A 21,250-nucleotide genomic window follows, 5' to 3' on the forward strand; every position below is an offset into this window, starting at 1 on the left:
ATCCCAGGCACGGCCGCGGCCGCCGCGGCACGCCAGCAGGGTCAGGCAGCGCCACGGTCGTCTGGCCACCGCCACTGGGCGACGGTGGGGTCGGTGACCGCGAACGCCACCAGCACCAGGACGGACACCGCCACCATCGTCACCTCGGCGGCGATGAACACGGCGAACATCCGTGCACCGGAACGAGCCGGTGACCGCTGCGTTGTTTGCGCGCCCATGTGAGGTGATTACCCAGACGGTCGGGATGACCACGCCTGGGCTGACGCGGTCACACCTTGCCGTGGAACGTGAACTGGACCTTCCCGTCCACGTCCTTGTGCACGTCGAGCACCTTGTCCGTCAGATACAGCGCCGCTGCCGGCTCGATGAACACCCTCGCACCGGAATCGGCCCTGATCAGCTGGTCGTCCGGACCGGACTGCTCGGTCACCGCTGCCTCCAGCGCGGCACCCGCATCGGTCTCGGCGGTGATCCGGATCCGCAGTCCCGCGCGTTCGGCGGAACCGGTCAGCTCGTCGATCGCACTGGCTGCCGCGCTGCTGATCTCAAGCACTGTGACCTCCTCTTTCGGGTCCGGCCACATCGGAACGTTCACAATCGGCTACCCCGAGGCCCGTCGCCCTAACAGGAAACAGTTCGGGTCGACGCGCGTAAGCGCTCTCACGGAAGGGTTTCCGCAGAGCGCGATGAGTGATTGCATGAACGCCTCGCGCTGCCGCCGCCGCTCTGTCGAACAAGTCGAGGAGGGCACGCATGAGATTCCGCAAGACTCTGGCGATCGGCGCCGCGGTCGTCGTGGGCCTGTCGGTGACACCGGGGGCCGCCTTCGGCGTTGAGCGCGACGTGGCGACGAACCTCGTCGTACCGTGGGACATCGCGTTCCTGCCGGACCGATCGGCGTTGGTCACCGAACGCAACTCGGCCCGTGTTCTGTCCATCAGCGAAGGTGTGACGCGCGAGGTCGCCCGCATTCCCGACGTGTCAGCGCAGGGTGAAGGCGGCCTGCTGGGCATCGCCGTGTCGCCGACCTACGCCACCGACCGGTACGTGTTCGTCTACTACACGTCCACTTCGGACAATCGAATCGCCCGCTTCCGCATCGGCGAGACACCGCAGCCGATCGTGACAGGCATCCCGCGTGGCAGGACGATCCACAACGGCGGCGGGTTGTCCTTCGGCCCGGACGGTCTGCTCTACGCCGGCACCGGCGACGCGGGCAACACGGCCAACGCGCAGAACCCGGCCTCGCTGGGCGGCAAGGTCCTCCGCATGACGATGGAAGGCGGGCCGGCACCGGGCAACCCGACGTCGTCGCTGGTCTACAGCCTCGGCCACCGCAACGTGCAGGGTCTGGCCTGGGACGCCCAGGGCCGGATGTTCGCCGCCGAACTGGGGCAGAACCGGCTCGACGAGCTGAACCGCATCCAGCCGGGAGGCAACTACGGCTGGCCGACCTGCGAAGGTTCCTGCAACGACCCCAGGTTCGTCGATCCCGTGCTGACCTGGTCCACCGCGGAGGCCTCGCCCAGCGGCCTGGCTTTCCACCAGGGTCACCTCTACATGGCGGCGCTGCGCGGGCAACGACTGTGGAAGGTCCCGGTCGACGCCAACGGTGGCGTCGGCCAGCCGCAGGCGTTGTTCTCCGGCGTCTACGGCCGGTTGCGCGCGGTGGCGTCCGCGCCGGACGGCACGCTGTGGTTCTCGACGTCGAACCGCGACGGCCGCGGTACGCCTCAGACCGGTGACGACCGGATCGTCAGCACGACGAGTTGAGTGGACGAGGAGGACCGGGCGATCCCGGTCCTCCTCGCCGCGCTACCGCGTACTTGCAGCAGCTCAGCCGGCTTCGTCCAGCAGCTTGCGGACCAGGTCCAGCAGCTCGGCCTCCGCGTACGGCTTGGCGAGCAGGACCGCCGTGTCGTCCAGCGTCTCCTCTGTCGTGTAGCCGGACACGTACAGCACGGCCACGCCCGGCCTGGTCCGCCGCAGCTCGGCCACGAGCTCGGGTCCGCCCATCTTCGGCATCACGACGTCGGTGACGACGAGGTCGATGTCGTGATGGGTGTCGACGAGGTTCAGCGCTTGCAGCCCGTTGCGCGCCTCGATCACCGCGTACCCGGAGCGTTCCAGCAAGCGGCGTGTCACGGCGCGCACCTGGCTGTCGTCCTCCGCCAGCAGGATGGTTTCCGAGCCCCGGTGAGGTGCCGTCCGTGACGTGGCGCGGGGGAGCGGTGCGGTGGACGTCTGCGCGCAGGGCAGATAGACGGAGACCGTCGTGCCCGCGCCGGGCGAGCTCGTCAGATCGATCTGGCCGCCGCTTTGCTGCACGATGCCGAACACCGTGGCCAGGCCAAGGCCGGTGCCCTTGCCGACGGGTTTCGTGGTGAAGTACGGCTCGAAGATCTGGGCTTGGACCGAGTCGTCCATTCCCGTGCCGGTGTCGGTCACGCTGAGCATCACGTAGTCGCCGGGGCGCACGCCGACGATGCGGCCCGCGTGGCAGGCGTCGAGGAACACGTTGTCGGTCCCGATGCTGAGCACGCCGCCGCCGGGCATCGCGTCACGGGCGTTCGCGGCGAGGTTGAACAGGATCTGCTCGACCTGTCCCGCGTCCGTCCAGACCGGCGACACGTGCGCGGGCAGGTCCAGTGCCAGCTCCACGTCCTCACCGATCAGGGTCGCCAACATTGCCCGCACCTTGGTGATCGTCGCGTTGAGGTCCACCCGCTCGGGGTTCAGGACCTGCTGGCGGGTGAACGCGAGCAGCTGGTGGGTCAGGTTCGCCGCGCGCTCACCGGCGTGCCGGATGTCCTCGATCTCAGGACGCCGTGGATCATCCGGCGAGGAGCGCCGCAGGAACGCCTCACTGTTGCCGTTGATGACGGTCAGGATGTTGTTGAAGTCGTGCGCGATGCCACCGGTGAGGCGGCCGATCGCCTCCATCTTCTGCGCGTGCCGCAGCTGCGCCTCCAGCCGCTCGCGCTCGGCGATCTCGCCGACCAGTGCCGCGGTGCGCTCCCTGACCCGGTCCTCCAGCTCGGCGTGGGCCAGCTCCAGCGATCGCCGCGCCTGTTCGGCCTCGGTGAGGGCCTGCCGTTCCCGCTCCAGCATCCTGATGCCACGCAACGCACTGCTGAGCTGCTGCTGGATCGCTTCGTAGACCCAGCCCGGCATCGAGCCCACCTCGAACAGCACGAACCCCAGCTGCTCCTCGATCCCGAAGAGCGCGGCGACCACGAAGCTGCCCGGCTCCGGCCGGTCGAGCCGATGGGGTGTCAGCCGCGTGGATCGGAACGACAGCGCCGTGTGGTCCGGCCGGAGTTCGCCGTTGTCGTACGACACCAGCGGGCGCGACCGTTCACGGGTCGACTCGAACGTCATCACGTGGCAGCCGGGGATCCCCAGCCTGGGCAGTTCGTCCACCAGTGCGTCGGTGAGCTCGGCGACGTCGCGCGAGACGATCAGCCGCTGGCCGGCCTCGCGCACGGTTTGGTCCTGCCGTTCGTGCAGGAGGTACTCGAACGTCCGCTCCCGTTCGACCACGTCGGACACCATCAGCTGCACCCGCAGCCACAGGTCCTCGATCGCGCCCTCGTCGGTGCCACGTGCGAGGGCGAACCGGCGCAGGTAGAACAACGGCGCCCACCACGACTGTGCCGCGCATCCGGCGCGTGCGCTGTCGCGGAGATACTCCGCGAACAACCCGAGGAAGCCTTCTCCGCTGCCTCCTGGCCGGGCCGCGTCGAGGAACAGGCCGATCAGGCGTTCTGCCCAGCCGTCCGGGAGCACGGCCGACTTCGGACCGAGCCCCTGGCGCAGGTTCGCGGCGACGGCCTCGGCGGTGTCGTGCACCGGTACGTCGAGCTGCCCGTGCGTGGGTGCCGAAACGCCGTTGCCGGAGGGGATGCAGCCGCACGAGCGGCGGACGACGAGGCCGGTGGGGATGATCTCCAGCGCTGGTGCGGGCTCACCGAGGACCAACGCGTGCGCGAGCTCGGCGGCCCGGTGCCCCATCTCGTAGAACGGAGCCCGGACCGTCGTCAGCGCGGGCGTTCCCGCGTCGATGTTGACCCGGCGGTGCACGCTGCCAGAGGCCGTCAGCGCGGGTGCCTGGTAGCCGAGATCGTTCGAGCGGATGCACGTGTGGTTGTCGTACCCGACGACCGCCACGTCCTCCGGCGTGCGAAGGCCCGCCTCCTGCACCGCGGTCACGACCCCCAGCGCGAACTCGTCGTTGGCGGCAGCGAAGGCGTCCGGCGGTTCCGCGGCCTCGTCCAGCATCTTGGCGACCGCGTCCGCCGCGGCGGCGGGATCCCAGGACGGGGCCGGGGTGGTCACGAGCCCCGGCTCGACCGGCAGGCCGTGGCGGGTGAGCGCGTCCACATAGCCCCGGTAGCGGTCCTGCGCGCCAACATGTGCCAGCGGGCCGCGGACGAAACCGATCCGTCGATGGCCGTGCACCTCGATCAGGTGGCTGACCGCCTGGTCCATGCCGCCGCGGTTGTCCATCAGCACCGTCGGCCAGTCCGCCAGGTGCGCCTCGACGCTGACGATGGGGATCGGCGCGTAGCGTTCGGCGAACTCCCGCATCGCGGCCTCGCCGATCTGCTGGCTGATCCGCGTCGTCCAGATGACGAGCGCGTCGATCCGGTCGGGCGCGATCAGGTCGTAGACCGCGTTGGCCTGTCGTTTGTGGCGGTCCGGGTGTGCCAGCTCGGTGCCGGAGAAGCAGATGAGGTCGCAGCCGCCCGCGGCCGCGCCGTCGCTGACGCCTTGCCACTGCTCACCGGCGAGCTCGATGAGCGGGCCTGCCGTGATCATGCCGATGGTGGGCCGCACTGTCTCGACGTCTCCCGCGAACCTCTCACACCCGGCTCGTCGTGTAGTCGGAGCCAGCGCCGGATGATACGCGGGGTGTGGACCATCTGACACCTCGTGACGATCATTCCGGCCATTCCCAGCTGATGCCGATCACACCGGAGTTCATGCCGCTCATCGTCACGTGCACCGAGTGGTGGGCGTTGAGCGGCAGTTCGTTCAGCCGGTGCTGGTCCACGTACAGGTCGGCGCGGAAATAGTCGTGCACCCCTGACGGCAGCGCGTCCGGATGAAACCGCACCTCCATCAGACAAGTGCCCTCTGGCCGGCGGAAAGCGTGCGCGAAGTCGCTTTCGGTCTCGGAAGTGGTGGGGTCGTGCACTTCGTACTCCCACACCCACGTCTCGCCGGCCTGAAGTCGTTGGCCGAACAGCAGTTCAGCGGCCAGCACCCGGCCTTCAGGGTGGCGCAGCAGTCGCCCGACCGCACAGTTGCGCACCGGTGCGACACGGACACGATCGATCTCACAGCCCGGTGCGCCGAAGTAGCGCATCACCGCTCTGTCGACGTCGTCCCGGCGAGCGCGCGCGAGGCTGCGCACGACGATGTGCGACGGGCTGCGGTGCGCGTCCACGTTCACCGCGTGCTCGGAGGTGATCACCTCCAGGTTCCAGTCCCGCGCACCGGGAAGCGCGTCGAGCAGTTCGCCCATCGGCCCGTGGTACTCGTCCACGCCCTGCTGCGGCCGGAACGGCGTCAACTGGTGAGTGGCGAGCAGACCCGTCAACGCGTGGCGGGGCAGGCCGAGGATCTCTTCCAGCACGGCGATGGCGCGCAACGAGTTCGGCCGCCGCGGCCACGCCCTGCCGTGCTGCCAGTCGCTGAGACTGGCCAGCCCGATCCGGATCCCGCGCTCGGCCAGCCGCGATCGCAACCGGTCGAGCGGCAGTCCACGCTCGCGGATCGCGGTGCGCAACACGAGATGAAATGGTCCGGTCATGGAGCTCCTCGCCGGTCCACCCTACGGCGGTGCGCGACGAGAGGTCCAGACCATCAACGGGGCGGCGCATCGTATTCAGAAGCGGCGCGGGCGGTTAGCCCATCCGCACCGCCGAAGTTTCGGACTTAGATGCGGCGATTTCGGCTGTTGGACCCTTCAGGGAATTCTCCTTCGACCCGATCGAACGTGAGGTTCCCATGCGAGGACTGGTCAAGGGTCTGCTGGCGGCGGTTGTCGCCGTGACCCTGGCGGGATCGGCGGTCACGTCAGCGACGGCGCAGGAACAGCCAGACCCGCTGACCCCGAACATCATCGGTGGCGTCGACGCCACCGAGAACTACAGCTTCATGGCCTCGATGCAGGGCAACTCCGGCGGCCACTTCTGCGGTGGCGCCCTGATCCGGCCGACCTGGGTGCTGACGGCAGAGCACTGCATGGCGGGCGAGGTCCCGAGCGGTGTGCAGATCCGGATCGGCAGCAACAACCGCAACTCCGGCGGCACGGTGGCCAGGGTCAAGCGGTGGGTGAACCACAGCAACGCGGACACCTCGCTCGTCGAGCTCACCGCGCCGGTCACCCAGCGGCCGATCTCCATCGCACCGGTCGTCGCACCCGGCTCGACGGTGCGACTGCTCGGCTGGGGCGCCACGACGTGCAACCCGGGCGGCGGCTGCGGCGGCGCGCCCACCAACCTGAAGCAGGTCGATGTTCCCGTGCTGCCCGACAGCGCGTGCGGCACCGGCCAGTGGGAGATCTGCCTGGACAACAAGGACGGCAAGAGCGCCTGCTACGGCGACTCGGGCGGACCGCTCCTGGTGGGCACGCCAGGCAACTGGAGGCTCGGCGGCGACACGTCCGGTGGTCCGGCTGTCTGCGGCACCGCGCGCTTCTACTACGCCGAGCTCCAGGGCAGCGTGAACACCTGGATCAACAGCGTCGCCGGCCCTGACAGCCCTCCCTCTGGCAACAACCTCGCACTGAACAAGCCCGCCACGGGCACAGCGGCCTGCAACGCGAACGAGGGCGCCGCGAAGGCCGTGAACGGCAGCGTTTCCGGTGGCACCACCGACAAGTGGTGCTCGACGGCCGGGACGAAGTCGCTGCAGGTCGACCTCGGCTCCGGCCACGCGCTGAAGAAGCTGGTCGTCAAGCACGCGAGCGCCGGCGGTGAGTCCGCGACGTTCAACACCAGGGACTTCGACCTGGCCGTGTCGGCCGACGGCACCACCTGGACGACCGTGGCGGCGGTTCGCGGTAACACGAGCGGAACCACCGAGCACGCGATCAACAACAGCGCACGGCACGTCCGCCTCACCGTGATCACCGGTGCGCAGTCGGGCGGGAACATCGCCCGTGTCTACGAGTTCGAGGCGTACGCGTAACCGCCTCACCACAACCGGAGCGGGCCGTCGCGGCACGGGCGGCCCGCCGAGTCGCGGATGGTCGATGCGTGGTGGGCCAATAGGCATGGAATAGGCGACAGTCGGCTTTCGGAAACAATTTCATGATGATCCATCATCCGCGAATGGCGTGATTCGTGCGATGAATGGTCTCGGGTGATCGGCCGGACCGATCGGCATCGCTGTACTTCTGCTGTTTCCGCCCTGTCTCAATCGGTCGTCACTACGGTGTGGTCGTGGTCAGCAGCAAGGTGAGCAGCAAGGTGAGCGGCAAGGTGAGCGGCTCGGTGCCGGGCGTCGTGGTGCAGGCTCACACCATTTCCGGAGACGTGCAATTCCAGGGCGGCAGGGAAAGTGAAAGGGTGATGCCGCGTCAGCTGCCCGCTGCCGTCCCTCACCTGTTCACCGGCAGACAATCGGAACTCCGTGCGCTGACCACTGCACTCGACAGCGCGCAAATAACGGTGATCCGTGGCGTGGGCGGCGTCGGCAAGACCTGGCTGGCGCTGCAGTGGGCCCACCGCAACATCGAGCGTTTCCCGGACGGGCAGCTCTTCGTCAACCTGCGCGGGTTCTCACCCGACGGCAAACCCGCGAGCCCGGGCACCGTGCTGCACGGCTTTCTGAAAGCACTCCAGGTCGCCCCGTCGGCGCTGCCGGAGGACCTCGACGCGAAGGCCGGCCTGTACCGCAGCGTGATGGCGGAGCGGCGGATGCTGGTCGTGCTCGACAACGCCGCAGACGCCGCCCAGGTCGCGCCGCTGCTGCCGGGCGGTGCGAACTGCTCGGTCATCGTCACGAGCCGCCGCGACCTGTCAGGACTCGTCACCGCGCACGGCGCCAGGTCAGTGCCGCTCGACGTGCTCGACCGGGTCTCGGCCCTGCAGCTGCTGGCCAGCCATCTCGGACCGCGCCGCCTTGCCGCCGAGCCCGAGGCCATCAAGGAACTCCTCCGCTGCAGCGCGGGGCTGCCGCTCGCACTCGGCATCGTCGCGGCGCGGGCGTCGACCAACCCCCGCTTTCCGCTCGCCCTGCTGGCCGACGAGCTGCACGACACCACGACCCGGCTGGACGGCCTGGACACCGGCGACACGGACTCGAGCCTGCGCGCCGTGCTGTCGTGGTCGCACGCGGGTCTCTCCGACGACGCGGCGCACCTCTTCGGGCTGCTCGGCGCGGTGCCAGGGCCTGACATCGCGGTGACGTCCGTGTTCAGCCTGGACTCCCAACCCGCGGCCAGGATCCGGCTGCTCCTGCGCGAACTGGAGGCCGCGCATCTCGTGCTGCAGCACGAGCCGGGGCGTTACAAGATGCACGACCTGGTCCGCCTCTACGCCCGCGAGCAAAGCGCCGCGCTGGACCTGCGGCCCGCCCTCACCAGGTTGTTCGAGCACTACCTGACCACCGCCGCCTGTGCAGTTCGGGTCCACTACCCACACGGCAGGCACAGCAACCCGATCGAGGAAACGCGGCCAGTGCAGGACATCTCGGATCCGCGCACCGCCACGGCGTGGATCGAGGCGGAACGGCAGAACCTGGTGGCGATCGCCCGCTTCGCCGCCGAGCACGGCTGCCCGATCCTGCCGAACCGGTTGTCCACCACCATGTGGGCCTATCTGCTCAACCATTCCCATCACCACGACGCGCTCTCCATGCACACCTACGCCCTACGAGCCAGCTGGCGTGCGGGGGACCGCGCCGGCGAGTGCCGGGCGTTCATCAACCTCGGCACCGTCTACGAGCGATTGCGCCGTTATCCCGAGGCGAGCGGCCATCTCGAGCGCGGTCTCGAGCTGAGCCGCGAGATCGGTGACCGTGCCGAGGAAGGCCGCGCGTTGAGCAACCTCGGCATCGTGTTCTGGCTGACCGGGGACTACGTCGGCGCCGTCGATCGTCTCGAGGCGGCGCTGGCGCTGAGTCGTGAGTTCGCCGACCCGAGCCTCGAGTCCTACGCGTTGTGCAAACTCGGTTTCGTGTACCGGTCGCTCAACCGTGTCGACGACGCGGTGAGTTGTCTGCGCGCGGCTCTGGCGATGACCCGGCACATCGGCGATCGGGTCGACGAGGCGTTCGCGTTGAGCGATCTCGGCGCCTGCTACGTCCTGCTGGATCGCCCTGACGAAGCGTTCTCCTCGCTCCAGCAGGCACTTGCGCTGAGCAGGGAGCTCGGCGACCGGGCCGTGGAGGCGCTGACCCTGACCTTCCTGGGTGCCCACTACGCGCGGACGAAGTGCTATCCGGACGCCTTGGCGGCACTGAACCGGTCCGCGGCGGTGAGCCGGCGGTTGGGCGACAAGTGCCTGGAAGCCAAGGCGTTCAACGAGCTGGGTGAGGTGTATTCGGCGCTGGGCGACGACGTCCGGGCGATCGGATGCCACTGCTTCGCAATCGTGCGGGCCAAGTCGATCGGCGACGCCTACCAGCTCGGGCGCGCCCACGAGTGGCTCGCACGGGCTCACGAGCGCTGCGGCAGTCGCGGCGACGCGGACCATCACCGGCGCGAGGCGGCGGAGGCCTTCCGTTTGCTCACGTTGCCGGCCGGTGCGGTCGTGCAGACGATGTTGTGACGGCACTGATCCCGTCACATCGCCACCCGATGCCGGCGAGCCGCATCGACATCGTCGGGAGGATCGACGAGCCTCAAGAACGGTGCGTGGCCGTCCCTGCCTTGAGAGCGTGTTCCTCGAAGAGCGCTTCGAAGGCGTCGAGCACGGCCGGAACGCTGAACTTGGCCGCGGCCGTTCCATCGGAGACCGGCGGCTCGTCGCGCAGTGACCGCAGTCCGGAGGTGATGGCGGCGGCGTCACCAGGAGGCACGATGAGCCCGAAACCCGTTTCCCGCACGGGGATGCGTACGCCGGGCAGGTCGCTCGCCAGCACCGGCACCCCCGCGAGCATGGCGACGACCTGCACGATGCCGAACGCCTCGAACGCGTTCACCGACGGCAGTGCGAACACGTCCAGCGAGGCGTAGAAGTCGCCGAGGTCCTCGTCGGGCACGAACCCGAGCAGCTTGATCCGCGGATCGCCGTCGATGTGCTCCCGCACGCGGGAGATGACACTGCCTCCCGCGACGTTGCCGAAGTCGCCGCCGATCAGCAGCCGCGCGGACGGGTCCTGCAGCGCGCGGAAGCCGTCGACCAGGTGCTCGACACCCTTCTCTTCGACGATCCGGCCGAGGAACCCGACGTGCAGGCCATCGCCGTCGCGGAACCGCGGGACGCCCTCGGGGACCGGACGGCAGGGCGGTGGCACGGCGGCCATGCGCGGCCGGATCGACGGCCACAGCCTGCTCTCCCGCGCGTAGTCCTCGCTCGTCACCGCGACGGCCGCCGCGCGCCGCATCGCGAGCCTGCTGGACGCGTCGATCACCCTGCGCTGCACCGAGTTCACCAGACCGGCCGGCAGGCTGACGTCGCAGTGATAGGTCACGACGACCGGGCACTTCGCGAGCGCCGCCACCGGACCGGCTTCGAGCATGGGCAGGTGGAGGTTGAGCACGCGGGCGTTCGCCGATGCCTCACGCACCATCGCGGCGAACGCCGGGCTGATCACTCCCTTGCCGAACCGGGCGAGCACCGGCGCGCGGCTCACCCGCACACCGTTGATCGTCTCCTCGTGCGGCAGCGACGGGTCGTGCCGGGTGGTGACCACGCGCACGCGTTTCCCACGCTCGGCGAGTCCCTCCGCGACGTCCCGCGCGAAGTTGGTCAGGCCCGACACGTACGGCGTGTAGTAGGTCAGGGCGATGACGAGGTCGTCGAGCACAGTTCGCTCTCCTGTCGTGGGGAAATGAGCAGCCGGACTCCGGCGAGCCAGCCGACGAGTGATCCGGCGAGGAACGCGATCTCCGCGCGCAGCAACAGATCCGGGATGAGAGCGAACGTCACCGCCGCCGTCGCGACGCCCACGAGCCAGGTCCACGCGACCCGGCTGTGCCGAGCGCCCGCCACCAGCGCCTGAGTGGTCACGATCAACCCGAGATGGGCGACGACGCCGAGCGCGATGAACGCGAGGTCCACAGAGGACACGACATAGGCCGGACCGAACACGAGCCGCACCAGCCACGGGCCGATCGTGAACGCCATCGCGACGCCCGCGGCGCCGGCCAGCGCGAGCACCACGGCCAGACGTGTCACGACCGTGCGCATCGGCCGCCCGGTGAGCACCGGCAGCAGCGCGGTCTGCAACGGAACCGCGACGAAGAGCGGGACCCGTGCGAGAAGGAAGGCCGCGAGGAACACCCCGACCTGGGCGCGTTCGTCCGGAGCGGCGATCGCTGTCACCAACACCGGGATGCCGTTGAGCAGCAGCTGCGCACACACAGATCCGACGAGCAGCGGAGAGATCGCGCGCGCGATGTCGCGCACGGGTATCACGTTGTCTTCCTGCCACCAGATGGCGGCCAGCACCGGCAGGTGCGCCACCGCGACCGCCGCCACGAGCGTCCACTCGAACTGCGCGCTAGTCGTGGCTCCCAACCACCCTGCGAGCAGCGCGAACACCACGCGCAAAGCGGTGTCGGCCACCAGCAGGCCGCCGTGCCAGGCCAGCTTGCCGCTGCCGATCAGCGCGCCCCGCACCAGGAACTGTCCCGCCGACAGGAAACAGAGCACCGCGACGGCGGGGGACACGAAGACGGCGAACGCGCACTCGACGGCAGCCATGGCGAGCGCGACCACGGCGGCCGACCGCAGCGCGCGAGGGCCGAGGCGCGCCAGTTCCTGTTCCACCGGAAGGAAAGCACCGAACCCGACGAGCAACGCGATCGACCAGAACGCGCCGAAGTCGCTGTACTCCGCGGGCGAGACGTTGCGCGCAACGACCGCGAGGTAGGTGTTCACCAGAAGTCCGGACAGGACGACGCACACCCCGACGAAGCTGAGTGCACGAACCATGGGCGGCACGATATCCGCCGTGAATTGGCGGTTTTCCCGTCCGTAACGCGAATCCGGGTTATGGCAACGCAGACGTAGCAATCCACGGTGCGCACGCGCGCTTCGCGTAACGGGCGGTGGCTAGCTTCTGACGCCTCGTCCATCTGAACCCCTAGGACAACGGCGCGTGACGACAGAAACGATCCCGCTCGCCCCCGAAGAGACTTCCACGGCCACTCGGCCTGCGCCGAGGAAGAGACGGTTGCTGGCCGTCGCGGTCGTGTCCGGCGCGCTCACCGTGCTGTTGTCGGCGCTGATGCCGCTCGCGCCCGTGACGATCAACGATCCGACCGTCAACTGGCCGGCGGACGCGTCCGCGCCACGTTCCACGATGCTCGCGCTGAGCGCCTACCGTCCATTCGCGATGGACGCGCGCTTCGGCTGCGGAACCGTGCGTTCCGCGCAGGCCAGTGGTGGCGTGGTGTTCGCGACCGTCAACCCGGTGGACCCGGCGCGCGGTCTCGTCGTGAAGGCGGAGAACGATCATCTGCTGGTGAGCGGCGTCGCCACGCTGGACGAGCCGGTGCCTCCCGGTGACTGCATGTACCAGATCCGCGGCGACCGAAGCGGACTGAGCATCCTGCGCAACGGCACGGAGATCGGCCGATCCGCGGCCATGCCGGACGTGCACGTGCTGGCGACGTCGATCACCAGCCTGGTCAGTCCCGACCTGTCCGTGCGGATCCGGGTGGACGACCAGTTCAGCACCAGCCCCGCACCACTCAAGATCGTGCTGATGGTCCTGCTCGCACTGTCCGCGGCAACCGCGTTCACCTGTCTCGTGCTGCTGGACCGACGGGTGCACCGCGAGCCGGGTCGATTAGGGTTGCGGCTGAGCCCTGTCGACCTGGTCGTGCCCGCGATCATGCTGCTCTGGCTGTTCCTGGCGCCGATGTCCGACGACGACGGCTACTACAGCGCGATGGCCAAGAACGTGCCGTTCGAGGGTTATGTCGGCAACTACTACCAGATCCTCAACCAGGGCTTCACGCCGTTCTCCTGGTTCTACTACTTCCTGGCCAAGTGGCAGGTGTTCGGGTTCGCCCCGGTGGTGCTGCGCATCCCGGCACTGCTGTTCGGCCTCGTGACGTGGTTCGCCGCACGCCGTTATGTGTCGGGCAAGTTCAGCGGGGTCGTGCTGGGCGCGGCGTTTCTGGCGTGGTGGCTACCGCTGGACATGGGTGTGCGGCCAGAGGGTGTCGTGACGATGTGCGGCATCCTCACGCTGCTGGCGGTGACGGTCGCGGTCGAGCGGCAGCGACTGGCGTTGCTGGGCGCGGCCGTGGGTGTCGCGGGCATCGGGTTCTTCGCGCACCCCACCGGTTTCACGACGCTCGCGCCGTTGCTGGCCGGCCTGCCGTTCGCGTGGAAGCTGCTGACGAAGGACGCGGGCTGGCGCACGGTCGTGGCGAGGACGCTCGCGGTGCTCTCTCCCGGCGCGGTCGCGGTGATCATGGCGTTCAGCGACGGCAGCCTGCGGGATTTCCTGTACGCACAGGAGATCTTCAAGAAGATGGCCGGCTCCGAGTCCTGGTACACGGAGTTCGCCCGGTGGATGTTCTTGCTGAACCAGGGCGATGCCATGGCGAACTACGCCAAGCGGGCGCCGGTGCTGGTGTGCGTCGTCGCGCTGGTCTGGTTCGTCGTGCTGGTCACGGCCGCGCGGGCGCGCCGGATCGACGTGCCGCCGCGGCTCGCGCTGGCGGGCTGGTCGACGATGTTCGCGTTCTTCCTGCTGTGGTTCACGCCCAGCAAGTGGACGCACCACTTCGGCAGTCTCGCCGGAATCGGCTCGGTGTTCATCGGACTGATGTTGCTGTCCTCTGTGCCGTTGATCCGTGAGCTGACCAGCGACCGCCGCGTGCCGCTACCGGTACTGCTCGGCGGCATCGTCAGCGTCGTCGCGATGCTCGGGCTGGCAGGGCATGGCGCCAACAAGTGGCCGTACTCGTGGCACCTCGGTCTGCCGTCCGTGCCCGAACCACCGCACCTGTCGGTGCTCAAGTTCGACAAGCCGTACTGGTGGCTCGTGCTGATCGGGATCGTGGCGTTCGTCTTGTACCGACGGGGCAAGGGTTCCTACGCTCCGGTCATCGCGATACCGATCGTGGTCGTGGTGTTCTTCGCGGCCAACATCACCTACTTGGTGGGCGGTTTCGCGGTCGCGACCGTGCGCACACTGGACACTTGGTCGCCGTGGGCCGCGAGCGTCCAGGACCCGCTCGCTGAACGCTGCGTCGCGGCGGACGCGATCGAGGTGGCGACGCCCAGGCCGCTGACCCCGTTGCCGGACAAGTGGTTCGCGATCCAGAACGACCCGCTCGCGACCGTCGTCACCGGGAAACCCACGCCGGTCACCTACGAGTACGCGACGTCGAACGCGCAGGTGCTCGGCACCGGCAAGCTCACCGACGGCGTGGACAGCACGCTACGACGCACCCTCGTGCTGCCACCGGCACCGGCGGGCGCGACGCAGGTGCGGCTCACCGGCGAGGGCGAGTTCACCGAGCCCGTCGCGCAGAAATACGTGCCGCTGCGGGAGTTCCTGCCGCGCGAGCCGGCTGTCGGCGTGGCATGGCAGATCGCGTTCCTGTTCCCCTGCCAGCGCCAGCCGCGCATCCAGGACGGCGTGATCGAGCCGATCTCCTACGCCGTGCAGTGGGGCGACACGCAGATGCTCGGCCTGAGCGACGCGACCTGGCAACCCGTGCGCGGCGCGTTGTTCGGCGACGTCCTCACCTCGCAGGAGGTCACGGCGTTGCCGGCGCGAATCCGGGGCTTCCCCGGCGCGTACCCGATCCAGGTGTACCAGACCAAGCCGCTCCACGAGGCCGGTCAGTACACCGTCACCCACAACAGCCAGACCCGCATGGGTTGGGAGGCCATCCGATGAGCGATCGTGAAGCGGCAGCACTGGTCGCGGTGCAGGCGGCGCTCGCGAAACGACCCGTGGTGCGCGCGGCCCGGATGCTGTCGTTCTTCGGCGAGCACAGCGCGGGCTGGCTGATGCTGGGCGTCGCGGGTGCCGTGGTCGACCGCCGGCGCGTCCGGAGTGGACGGTCGCGGCCACGTCGGTGGTGGCCGCACACGCGGCATCCATCGCGGTGAAACGCGTGATCCGCCGCAGACGCCCGCACCAGGCAGAAGTCCGGGTGCTCGCGGGCACCCCGAGCAAGCTGAGCTTCCCGTCGTCACACGCGACCTCCACCACGGCCGCTGCGATCGCCTACGGCGCGCTGACCAACCAGCCGTTGGTGCCGATTCTGGTGCCACCCATGGTGATCAGCAGGTTGGTGCTGGGCGTCCACTACCCGACCGATGTGCTGGCCGGCGCCGTGCTGGGTGCTGTGGTGGCACGCGGTGTGCGCCGACTTGTCTGGGGGCGTAAATGACCGTGGCGACAGAGACCCGGCCGTCGGTGGTTCGTGGACTGATCAAGACCGCCCGGCCGCACCAGTGGGCGAAGAACGTCCTCGTGCTGGCCGCCCCCTTCGCGTCGAGCAGGATCACGGAAACGGTCGTGCTGCGCTCGGCCGCGCTGGCGTTCGTGGCGTTCTGCTGCGCTGCCTCGGCGGTGTATCTGGTCAACGACGCCAAGGACGCGGAGGCCGACCGCGCTCACCCGAAGAAGCGCGACCGGCCGATCGCGGCGGGCGTCGTGCCCGTGCCACTCGCGTTCGGCGCGGCCGGTGTGCTGATGGCCGCGTCGCTGGCGATCGGTGCGGTGGCGGGCTGGAAACTGCTCGTGCTCATGGTCGTCTACCTGGTGGTGCAGCTGGGCTATTGCTTCGGCCTGAAGCACCAGCCCGTGCTCGAACTGTGTGTGGTCGCGTCGGGTTTCCTGTTGCGCAGCATCGCGGGTGGCCTGGCCGCCAACATCGCGCCCAGCCAATGGTTCCTGCTCGTGACGGCGTTCGGGTCACTGTTCATCGTGGCGGGCAAACGGTATGCGGAGCTCCAACTCTTCCACGCCACCGGCGCGGCGATCCGCCACTCGTTGACCAAGTACTCCGAGACCTATCTGCGGTTCGTCTGGGCCACCTCGGCCGCGGTCATGAACATGACCTACGGCCTGTGGGCGTTCGAGCTCGGTCAGCGCACCGGCAGCCCGTGGGCCGCCCTTTCCATGATCCCGTTCGTCATCGCCGTCCTCCGCTACGCCGTCGACGTCGACAGCGGCAAAGCAGGCGCCCCGGACGACCTGGCCCGCTCCGACCGCGTCCTGCAGTCCCTGGGCCTCGCCTGGGTGGCCACCGTCGCCCTGGCCATCTACCTGTGAACCTCGGGGCGGGGTTCACAGGCCAGCGTCCGGTAGTGGTCCATCTTGGTGTCCAGTGCGTCCAGGCAGTCGGTGAGTTCGGTGATCCGGCGGCGCACGGTGTCCCGGTGGCGGCTGAGCAGTTCCAGGCGGGCTGATGCGGTCACGTCGCCCGCCCGGCGCAGTTCGGCGAACTCCTTCATGTCCCGAATGGGCATGCCGGTGACGCGCAGACGGGTCAGGAAGCCGAGCCAGGCCAGGTCGGCGTCCCGAAAACGGCGGCGGCCGTCTTGGCCGCGGTCGACCGGATCGAGCAGACCGATCCGTTCGTAGTACCGCAACGTGTGTGCGGTCAGCCCGGTGAGCTCTGCCGTCTCCGCGATCGACCGCGTACCCGTGTCGTTCATGCCACGACGGTAGGTGCCGGAGACCGGCCCGGGTCAAGCCGGCCGTTCCTCGAACACCTCCCTGGCCACGGTGATGGCGTTGAGAACACGGGGGAAACCGGCGTAGGACACGACGTGGATGAGGGCTTCGATCACCTGGGCGCGGCTCAGCCCGACGTTGAGCGCGGCGCCCAGATGCACGCGAAGCGGGGACGCGGTGTCACCGAAGGCCGTCAGCGCGCCGACGGTCACCAACTGCCGCCGCGGCGGGCTCAGCCACGGCCGGTGGTAAATGTCGCCGAACGCGAACTCGACGATGTAGCGGCCGAGGTCGGGGGCGATGTCCCGCAACGACTCAATCACGTCCAGCCCGTGCTGCCCGTCGATCTCCACCAGCTTCTCCTCGCCGCGTTCGTAACGGTCGCGCTGGTCCGTCTGCACGGGCGGTTCGAAGGTGATCCCGCGATCGGTGAAGACCTTCCTGGCGACGGTCACTGCGTTGAGCGCCCTGGGAAAACCCGTGAACGGAACGATCTGGAACAGCGCCTCCATGATCTCCACAGGGCTCACGCCGACCCGCAACGCCGCGTCGAGGTGGAAGTCGAGCTGCGGCGCGGTGTCGCCCTGCGCGGCCAGGGCGCCGATGGTCACGAGCTGTCGCTGCTGGGCGTCCAGCCCTGGCCGGTGGTAGATGTCGCCGAACGCGAACTCGACGATGTAGCGGCCGAGGTCGGGGGCGATGTCCCGCAACGACTCGATGACCTCGGCGCCGCGTTCACCGGAGATCCGCCGCAGGGTCGCCAGGCCGCGGGCGTAACGGTCGGTCTCCGCCGACGCCGGCGCCGCCGCTCCCACCGTGGCGCCGAGGGCGCCGGCGCCGAGAAGCGCTCCCTTGGCCAGGATGGTCCGGCGGTTGGCGGTCGGACTGCGATCTGTGTTCGTCATGCCGACGACGGTAGGAATTAGAGCGCGCTCGAACGCAAGCACGAGTTCGTCGCTCGTTTGACCACGGCAGGCCGAGCCGCCACGATTGCACGTCCACGAGCCACGAAGCAGGCAACGCCGCGAGGGAACATGCCCGAGGATCCGTACCGCTACGACCTGACGTTGTCGTTCGCTGGCGAGGATCGGCCGTACGTCGAAGAGGTCGCGCAGGAGCTGCGTCGCTCAGGTCTCCGGATCTGGTACGACGGCTATGAGACTGCGGAACTGTGGGGAAAGAACCTCACCGACCACCTCGACGAGATCTACGGTGCGGGATCGCGGTTTGTGGTGATGTTCGTTTCGGCTGCATACGGAAGACGTCTGTGGACGTCGCAGGAACGCCGCAGTGTGCAGGCCCGTGCTTTCACCGCTCCCGGATCCCAGGTCCTGCCCGTCCGATTCGACGACACCGAGATTCCTGGCATGCCGCCATCCGTTGGCTACGTGGACGCCAGAGCGGTGACACCTGGGGAGCTGGCGGATCTGCTCGTTCGGGCGGTCCTCCGCCCTGACCAAGCAGTTGTCGGCACGAGACCCCATCCCACCGGTACGACGCAGCTGCCCAGACATCCGTGGCGGATCTTCATCAGTCACACGTCGGAGCTTCGGCGATGGCCTCAGCGGAAGTCCTTCGTCGACGCTGCTGAGTCAGCGATCAAGCGAGCTGGCCACGCACCGCGCGACATGGCCTACTTCACCGCGTCTGAGCAGCCCCCTGCTCAGGTGTGCATCGACGCCGTGAAGGACTGCGACATCTACGTCCTGGTGGCCGGCTTCCGCTACGGATCCCCGGTGCGCAACCGGCCGGAGCTCTCCTACACGGAGCTCGAGTTCGAAACGGCGACCAGCTCTCGGCTGCCTCGGCTCGTGTTCCTGCTCCATGAGGACACCCAGGGAACCTTTCACACGCTGGCTGATCTCGACTACGGCAGGCGGCAGGCCACGTTCCGGGAGAAGCTCCAGGAGAGCGGACTGACCACTGCGGCGGTCGAGAACCCGGACGAGCTGGAGACCGCGATCCTGCACTCGCTCACAGAGCTGATGAAGCAGCAGTCCCAGACCGGGCCTCGTCTCCAAGCCGTCTCGAACGTACCCGTGCGATCGCGGACGTTCGTGGGAAGAAGTCCGTTGCTCACCAAGGTTCGGTCCTCGTTGCTGACCGGTGAATCCGTGGTTGTGGTTCTTCACGGGATGGGCGGTGTCGGCAAGTCGTCCACGGCGGTCGAGTACGCGCACCGGTTCAGTGAGAACTACGACGTGATGTGGCGAGTGCCCGCCGAGGATCCGGCGGTTGTGCTCGACCGCCTCGCTGAACTCGCCCACGCGCTGCAGATCGCCGAGCCCGGCGATGGCAGTTCGGCCGCGGTCGCCCGGCTCTTCGGGCAGCTGCGCCAGCTCGACCGCTGGTTGATCATGTTCGACAACGCGACCGACCCGGACACACTGGCGGAGTTCCTGCCGCAGGGGCCCGGGCACGTCGTGATCACGTCGCGGAATCCGAGTTGGCGTTCTGTCGGCACGCCGATCGCGGTGGAGGAGCTCGACCGTGCCGAGGCGGTCAAACTGCTGCGGAAGTTGGCGCCGGCACTCGGTGAGCAAGACGCCGGACTCATCGCGGACGCGCTGAACAACCTGCCTCTGGCTCTCGAACAGGCCGCTTCGCTGGTGCACGACTACGGCGTGACCGCGGAGGCGTACCTCAAGATGCTCGGCGATCCGAAGCGGAACGTCCTGGCCGCGGAACTCGACGGTGATCGCAAGTCCGTGGCGGCGGCATTCAAGGTGACGTTCGAAGCCCTGTCCATCCAGTCTCCGGCGGCGATGCAGCTCGCCACGCTCTTGTCGTGGCTGGCTCCCGAGCCGGTGTCGCTAGATCTGTTCACCAGGCACTCGGCCGCGCTGCCGGTGCCATTGGCGAGCGCAGCCGGGGACGAGATCCTGTTTCCGGTCTTGCTGGCCAAGCTGCGCAGCCAATCGCTGGTGCAGATCCGGCAGGAGGCCGTGCAGATGCATCAGGTGCTGGCCACGCTGCTGCGAGCGAACGACTTCTTCCCGGTCGGTCAGGAAGGCACCTATCGATGGCAAGGTGTCGCCGCCGGGTTTCTCCGTGCCGCACTCACGGCGAATCCTGATGGTGAGGCCGGCTGGCCGTTGTGGCGGCAACTGCTGCCTCACGTCTTGGCTGTCGTCGAAGCTGCGGCAGGCATCCCGGACCTGGAGGACGACACGGCCTGGTTGCGGCGCGGCGCCGGCGTGTATCGGCGTTCGACGGGCGACTCTTTTCGTTAGCCATGGTCGCGCAGTCCGTTCAGCCGCGCACGTGCAGCCCGAATCCCGTGCGGCCCGCGGGTTCCAGTCCCTCCTTCAGGTGCAGCGACGGGATCTCGTAGTCACCGAAGTTCTGCCGCCGGAACGCGATCGGCTCGGTCGACTCCAGGGTGAGCAGGCGCTGCTCCCAGGCCTTGGCGACGTCCGCGTAGTCCTCCTCGGTCATCCGGTCGGTGCTGTACAGCACGAACGGCGGCAGCGCCTCGATGCCGGGGTAGTAGAGGATGCCGTGGTGGATCGGGAACAGCAGATCGTCGATGGGGCCGTTGATCCCGCGAGCGGCGTAATGCGACTCCGGGCCGCCGGCGGTCACCGACAGCAGAGCCTTCCTGCCGGCGAGGGTGCCTTCGCCGAAGCGCTCGCCGTACTTGGTGTCGCTGTGTTCGCCGACGCCGTAGGCGAAGTGGTAGGTGAACACCCGGTCCACCCAGCCTTTGAGGATCGCGGGCATCGCGTACCACCACAGCGGGAACTGGAAGATGATCGTGTCGGCCCACAGCAGCTTCTCCTGCTCGGCGAGGACGTCCGGGGTGAGCGTCCCGGCGTCGAAGGCCCGGCCCGAGTCCAGGGCGACCTTCAGCGGACTTGAGGCGTCGGGCCCGTAGTCCGCGGAGTCCACGACCGCCTTCCAGTTCATCGCGTACAGGTCGCTCACCCGTACCTCGTGCCCTGCGGTCTCCAATGTGGACACAGCGAGGTCCTTCAGTGAGCCGTTGAGCGACTTCGGCTCCGGGTGGGCGTAGACGATCAGCGTCTTCATGGGAACTCCTTCGGATCGGGTGCCTTCGATCCTGGGAGCCGCGGCGTCCGGCGTTCAGGGGCGCTTCTTCCGTCGGACTGGACTTCCTGGTAACGGCAGGGCCACCTTCGCCGGCACCACCGCGGCCATACTGGAGACGTGGACGATCTTGCGGGCTACTTGCGGACCCGGCGTTCCCGTGTCGACCCGGCGGCCGTCGGCATCCCCATCGACAGCCGCCGCCGGGTAGAAGGGCTGCGCCGCGAAGAAGTCGCGCACCTGTCCGGCGTCAGCGTCGACTACTACGTACGCCTGGAGCAGGGCCGCGCGACCCAGCCCTCCGAGCAGGTCCTCGACGCGCTCGCCCGCGTCCTCGGCCTCGACGAAACCGAATGCGGGC

Annotated in this window: 16 protein-coding genes and 1 pseudogene; 8 read left to right on the forward strand and 9 right to left on the reverse strand. The window is 68.6% G+C overall.

Annotated elements, in window-relative coordinates; genetic code table 11:
- Positions 1-41: 41 nt before the first annotated feature.
- Together FXN61_RS54665 and FXN61_RS31720 are read right to left on the reverse strand one after the other, a co-directional pair.
- On the reverse strand, positions 42-170 hold the full coding sequence (locus FXN61_RS54665) for a hypothetical protein (protein WP_281360745.1): 129 nt from the start codon (positions 168-170) through the stop codon (positions 42-44).
- A gap of 98 nt (positions 171-268) precedes the next feature.
- On the reverse strand, positions 269-553 hold the full coding sequence (locus FXN61_RS31720; RefSeq protein WP_167977666.1) for an iron-sulfur cluster biosynthesis protein: 285 nt from the start codon (positions 551-553) through the stop codon (positions 269-271).
- Between the two features lie 200 nt (positions 554-753).
- Here FXN61_RS31720 and FXN61_RS31725 point away from each other — a divergent pair, with 200 nt between their 5' ends.
- Positions 754-1,773, forward strand: coding sequence for a PQQ-dependent sugar dehydrogenase (locus tag FXN61_RS31725; protein ID WP_167977667.1), 1,020 nt, complete (start codon positions 754-756; stop codon positions 1,771-1,773).
- A 63-nt stretch (positions 1,774-1,836) separates the two neighbouring features.
- Here the strand turns inward: FXN61_RS31725 and FXN61_RS31730 are convergent, their stop codons facing one another.
- Positions 1,837-4,839: a substrate-binding domain-containing protein gene (locus FXN61_RS31730; RefSeq protein WP_167977668.1), complete on the reverse strand. Its 3,003-nt coding sequence runs from the start codon at positions 4,837-4,839 to the stop codon at positions 1,837-1,839.
- A gap of 103 nt (positions 4,840-4,942) precedes the next feature.
- On the reverse strand, positions 4,943-5,818 hold the full coding sequence (locus tag FXN61_RS31735) for a hypothetical protein (RefSeq protein WP_167977669.1): 876 nt from the start codon (positions 5,816-5,818) through the stop codon (positions 4,943-4,945).
- A gap of 197 nt (positions 5,819-6,015) precedes the next feature.
- Between FXN61_RS31735 and FXN61_RS50950 the strand changes: the two genes are divergently transcribed.
- Together FXN61_RS50950 and FXN61_RS31745 are read left to right on the forward strand one after the other, a co-directional pair.
- Positions 6,016-7,200, forward strand: a complete 1,185-nt coding sequence (locus FXN61_RS50950; RefSeq protein ID WP_223165673.1) for a trypsin-like serine protease — start codon at positions 6,016-6,018, stop codon at positions 7,198-7,200.
- Positions 7,201-7,454: 254 nt separating this feature from the next.
- The gene (locus FXN61_RS31745; protein ID WP_167977670.1) at positions 7,455-9,785 is read left to right on the forward strand and encodes an ATP-binding protein; all 2,331 of its coding nucleotides are present in this window, start codon (positions 7,455-7,457) and stop codon (positions 9,783-9,785) included.
- Between the two features lie 73 nt (positions 9,786-9,858).
- On the opposite strand, the gene FXN61_RS31750 is transcribed toward FXN61_RS31745, so the two are convergent.
- Positions 9,859-10,986, reverse strand: a complete 1,128-nt coding sequence (locus FXN61_RS31750; RefSeq protein ID WP_167977671.1) for a glycosyltransferase family 4 protein — start codon at positions 10,984-10,986, stop codon at positions 9,859-9,861.
- Positions 10,959-12,116: a lipopolysaccharide biosynthesis protein gene (locus tag FXN61_RS31755; protein WP_167977672.1), complete on the reverse strand. Its 1,158-nt coding sequence runs from the start codon at positions 12,114-12,116 to the stop codon at positions 10,959-10,961. Before FXN61_RS31755 ends, FXN61_RS31750 begins: the two co-directional genes overlap by 28 nt.
- A 166-nt stretch (positions 12,117-12,282) precedes the next feature.
- Between FXN61_RS31755 and FXN61_RS31760 the strand changes: the two genes are divergently transcribed.
- The 3 genes and pseudogenes from FXN61_RS31760 (at position 12,283) to FXN61_RS31770 (ending at position 16,434) form a co-directional block, all read left to right on the forward strand.
- Positions 12,283-15,048: an arabinosyltransferase domain-containing protein gene (locus FXN61_RS31760; protein ID WP_167977673.1), complete on the forward strand. Its 2,766-nt coding sequence runs from the start codon at positions 12,283-12,285 to the stop codon at positions 15,046-15,048.
- Positions 15,045-15,547 (forward strand): annotated as a pseudogene (locus FXN61_RS31765) (phosphatase PAP2 family protein). The gene FXN61_RS31760 and the pseudogene FXN61_RS31765 overlap by 4 nt, the downstream one beginning before the upstream one ends.
- Positions 15,544-16,434, forward strand: coding sequence for a decaprenyl-phosphate phosphoribosyltransferase (locus FXN61_RS31770; protein ID WP_167977674.1), 891 nt, complete (start codon positions 15,544-15,546; stop codon positions 16,432-16,434). The pseudogene FXN61_RS31765 and the gene FXN61_RS31770 overlap by 4 nt, the downstream one beginning before the upstream one ends.
- Here FXN61_RS31770 and FXN61_RS31775 read toward each other — a convergent pair.
- Complete coding sequence (locus tag FXN61_RS31775) at positions 16,425-16,820, reverse strand: MerR family transcriptional regulator (protein WP_167977675.1); 396 nt, start codon at positions 16,818-16,820, stop codon at positions 16,425-16,427. The two genes, FXN61_RS31770 and FXN61_RS31775, sit on opposite strands and share 10 nt — an antisense overlap.
- A gap of 33 nt (positions 16,821-16,853) precedes the next feature.
- The gene (locus FXN61_RS31780) at positions 16,854-17,744 is read right to left on the reverse strand and encodes a carboxymuconolactone decarboxylase family protein (protein ID WP_167977676.1); all 891 of its coding nucleotides are present in this window, start codon (positions 17,742-17,744) and stop codon (positions 16,854-16,856) included.
- 129 nt (positions 17,745-17,873) lie between these two features.
- Here FXN61_RS31780 and fxsT point away from each other — a divergent pair, with 129 nt between their 5' ends.
- Positions 17,874-20,072 (forward strand): FxSxx-COOH system tetratricopeptide repeat protein, encoded by a 2,199-nt coding sequence (gene fxsT / locus FXN61_RS31785; protein WP_167977677.1) that lies wholly within the window; start codon positions 17,874-17,876, stop codon positions 20,070-20,072.
- A 19-nt stretch (positions 20,073-20,091) separates the two neighbouring features.
- On the opposite strand, the gene FXN61_RS31790 is transcribed toward fxsT, so the two are convergent.
- Complete coding sequence (locus tag FXN61_RS31790) at positions 20,092-20,871, reverse strand: NAD(P)H-dependent oxidoreductase (RefSeq protein WP_167977678.1); 780 nt, start codon at positions 20,869-20,871, stop codon at positions 20,092-20,094.
- A 138-nt stretch (positions 20,872-21,009) separates the two neighbouring features.
- On the opposite strand from FXN61_RS31790, the gene FXN61_RS31795 reads away from it, so the two are divergent.
- Positions 21,010-21,250: helix-turn-helix domain-containing protein (locus FXN61_RS31795; protein ID WP_167977679.1), on the forward strand; the 241-nt coding region annotated here is incomplete at its 3' end.

It is taken from the genome of Lentzea indica (assembly GCF_012184385.1).
GTDB classification, from domain to species: domain Bacteria; phylum Actinomycetota; class Actinomycetes; order Mycobacteriales; family Pseudonocardiaceae; genus Lentzea; species Lentzea indica.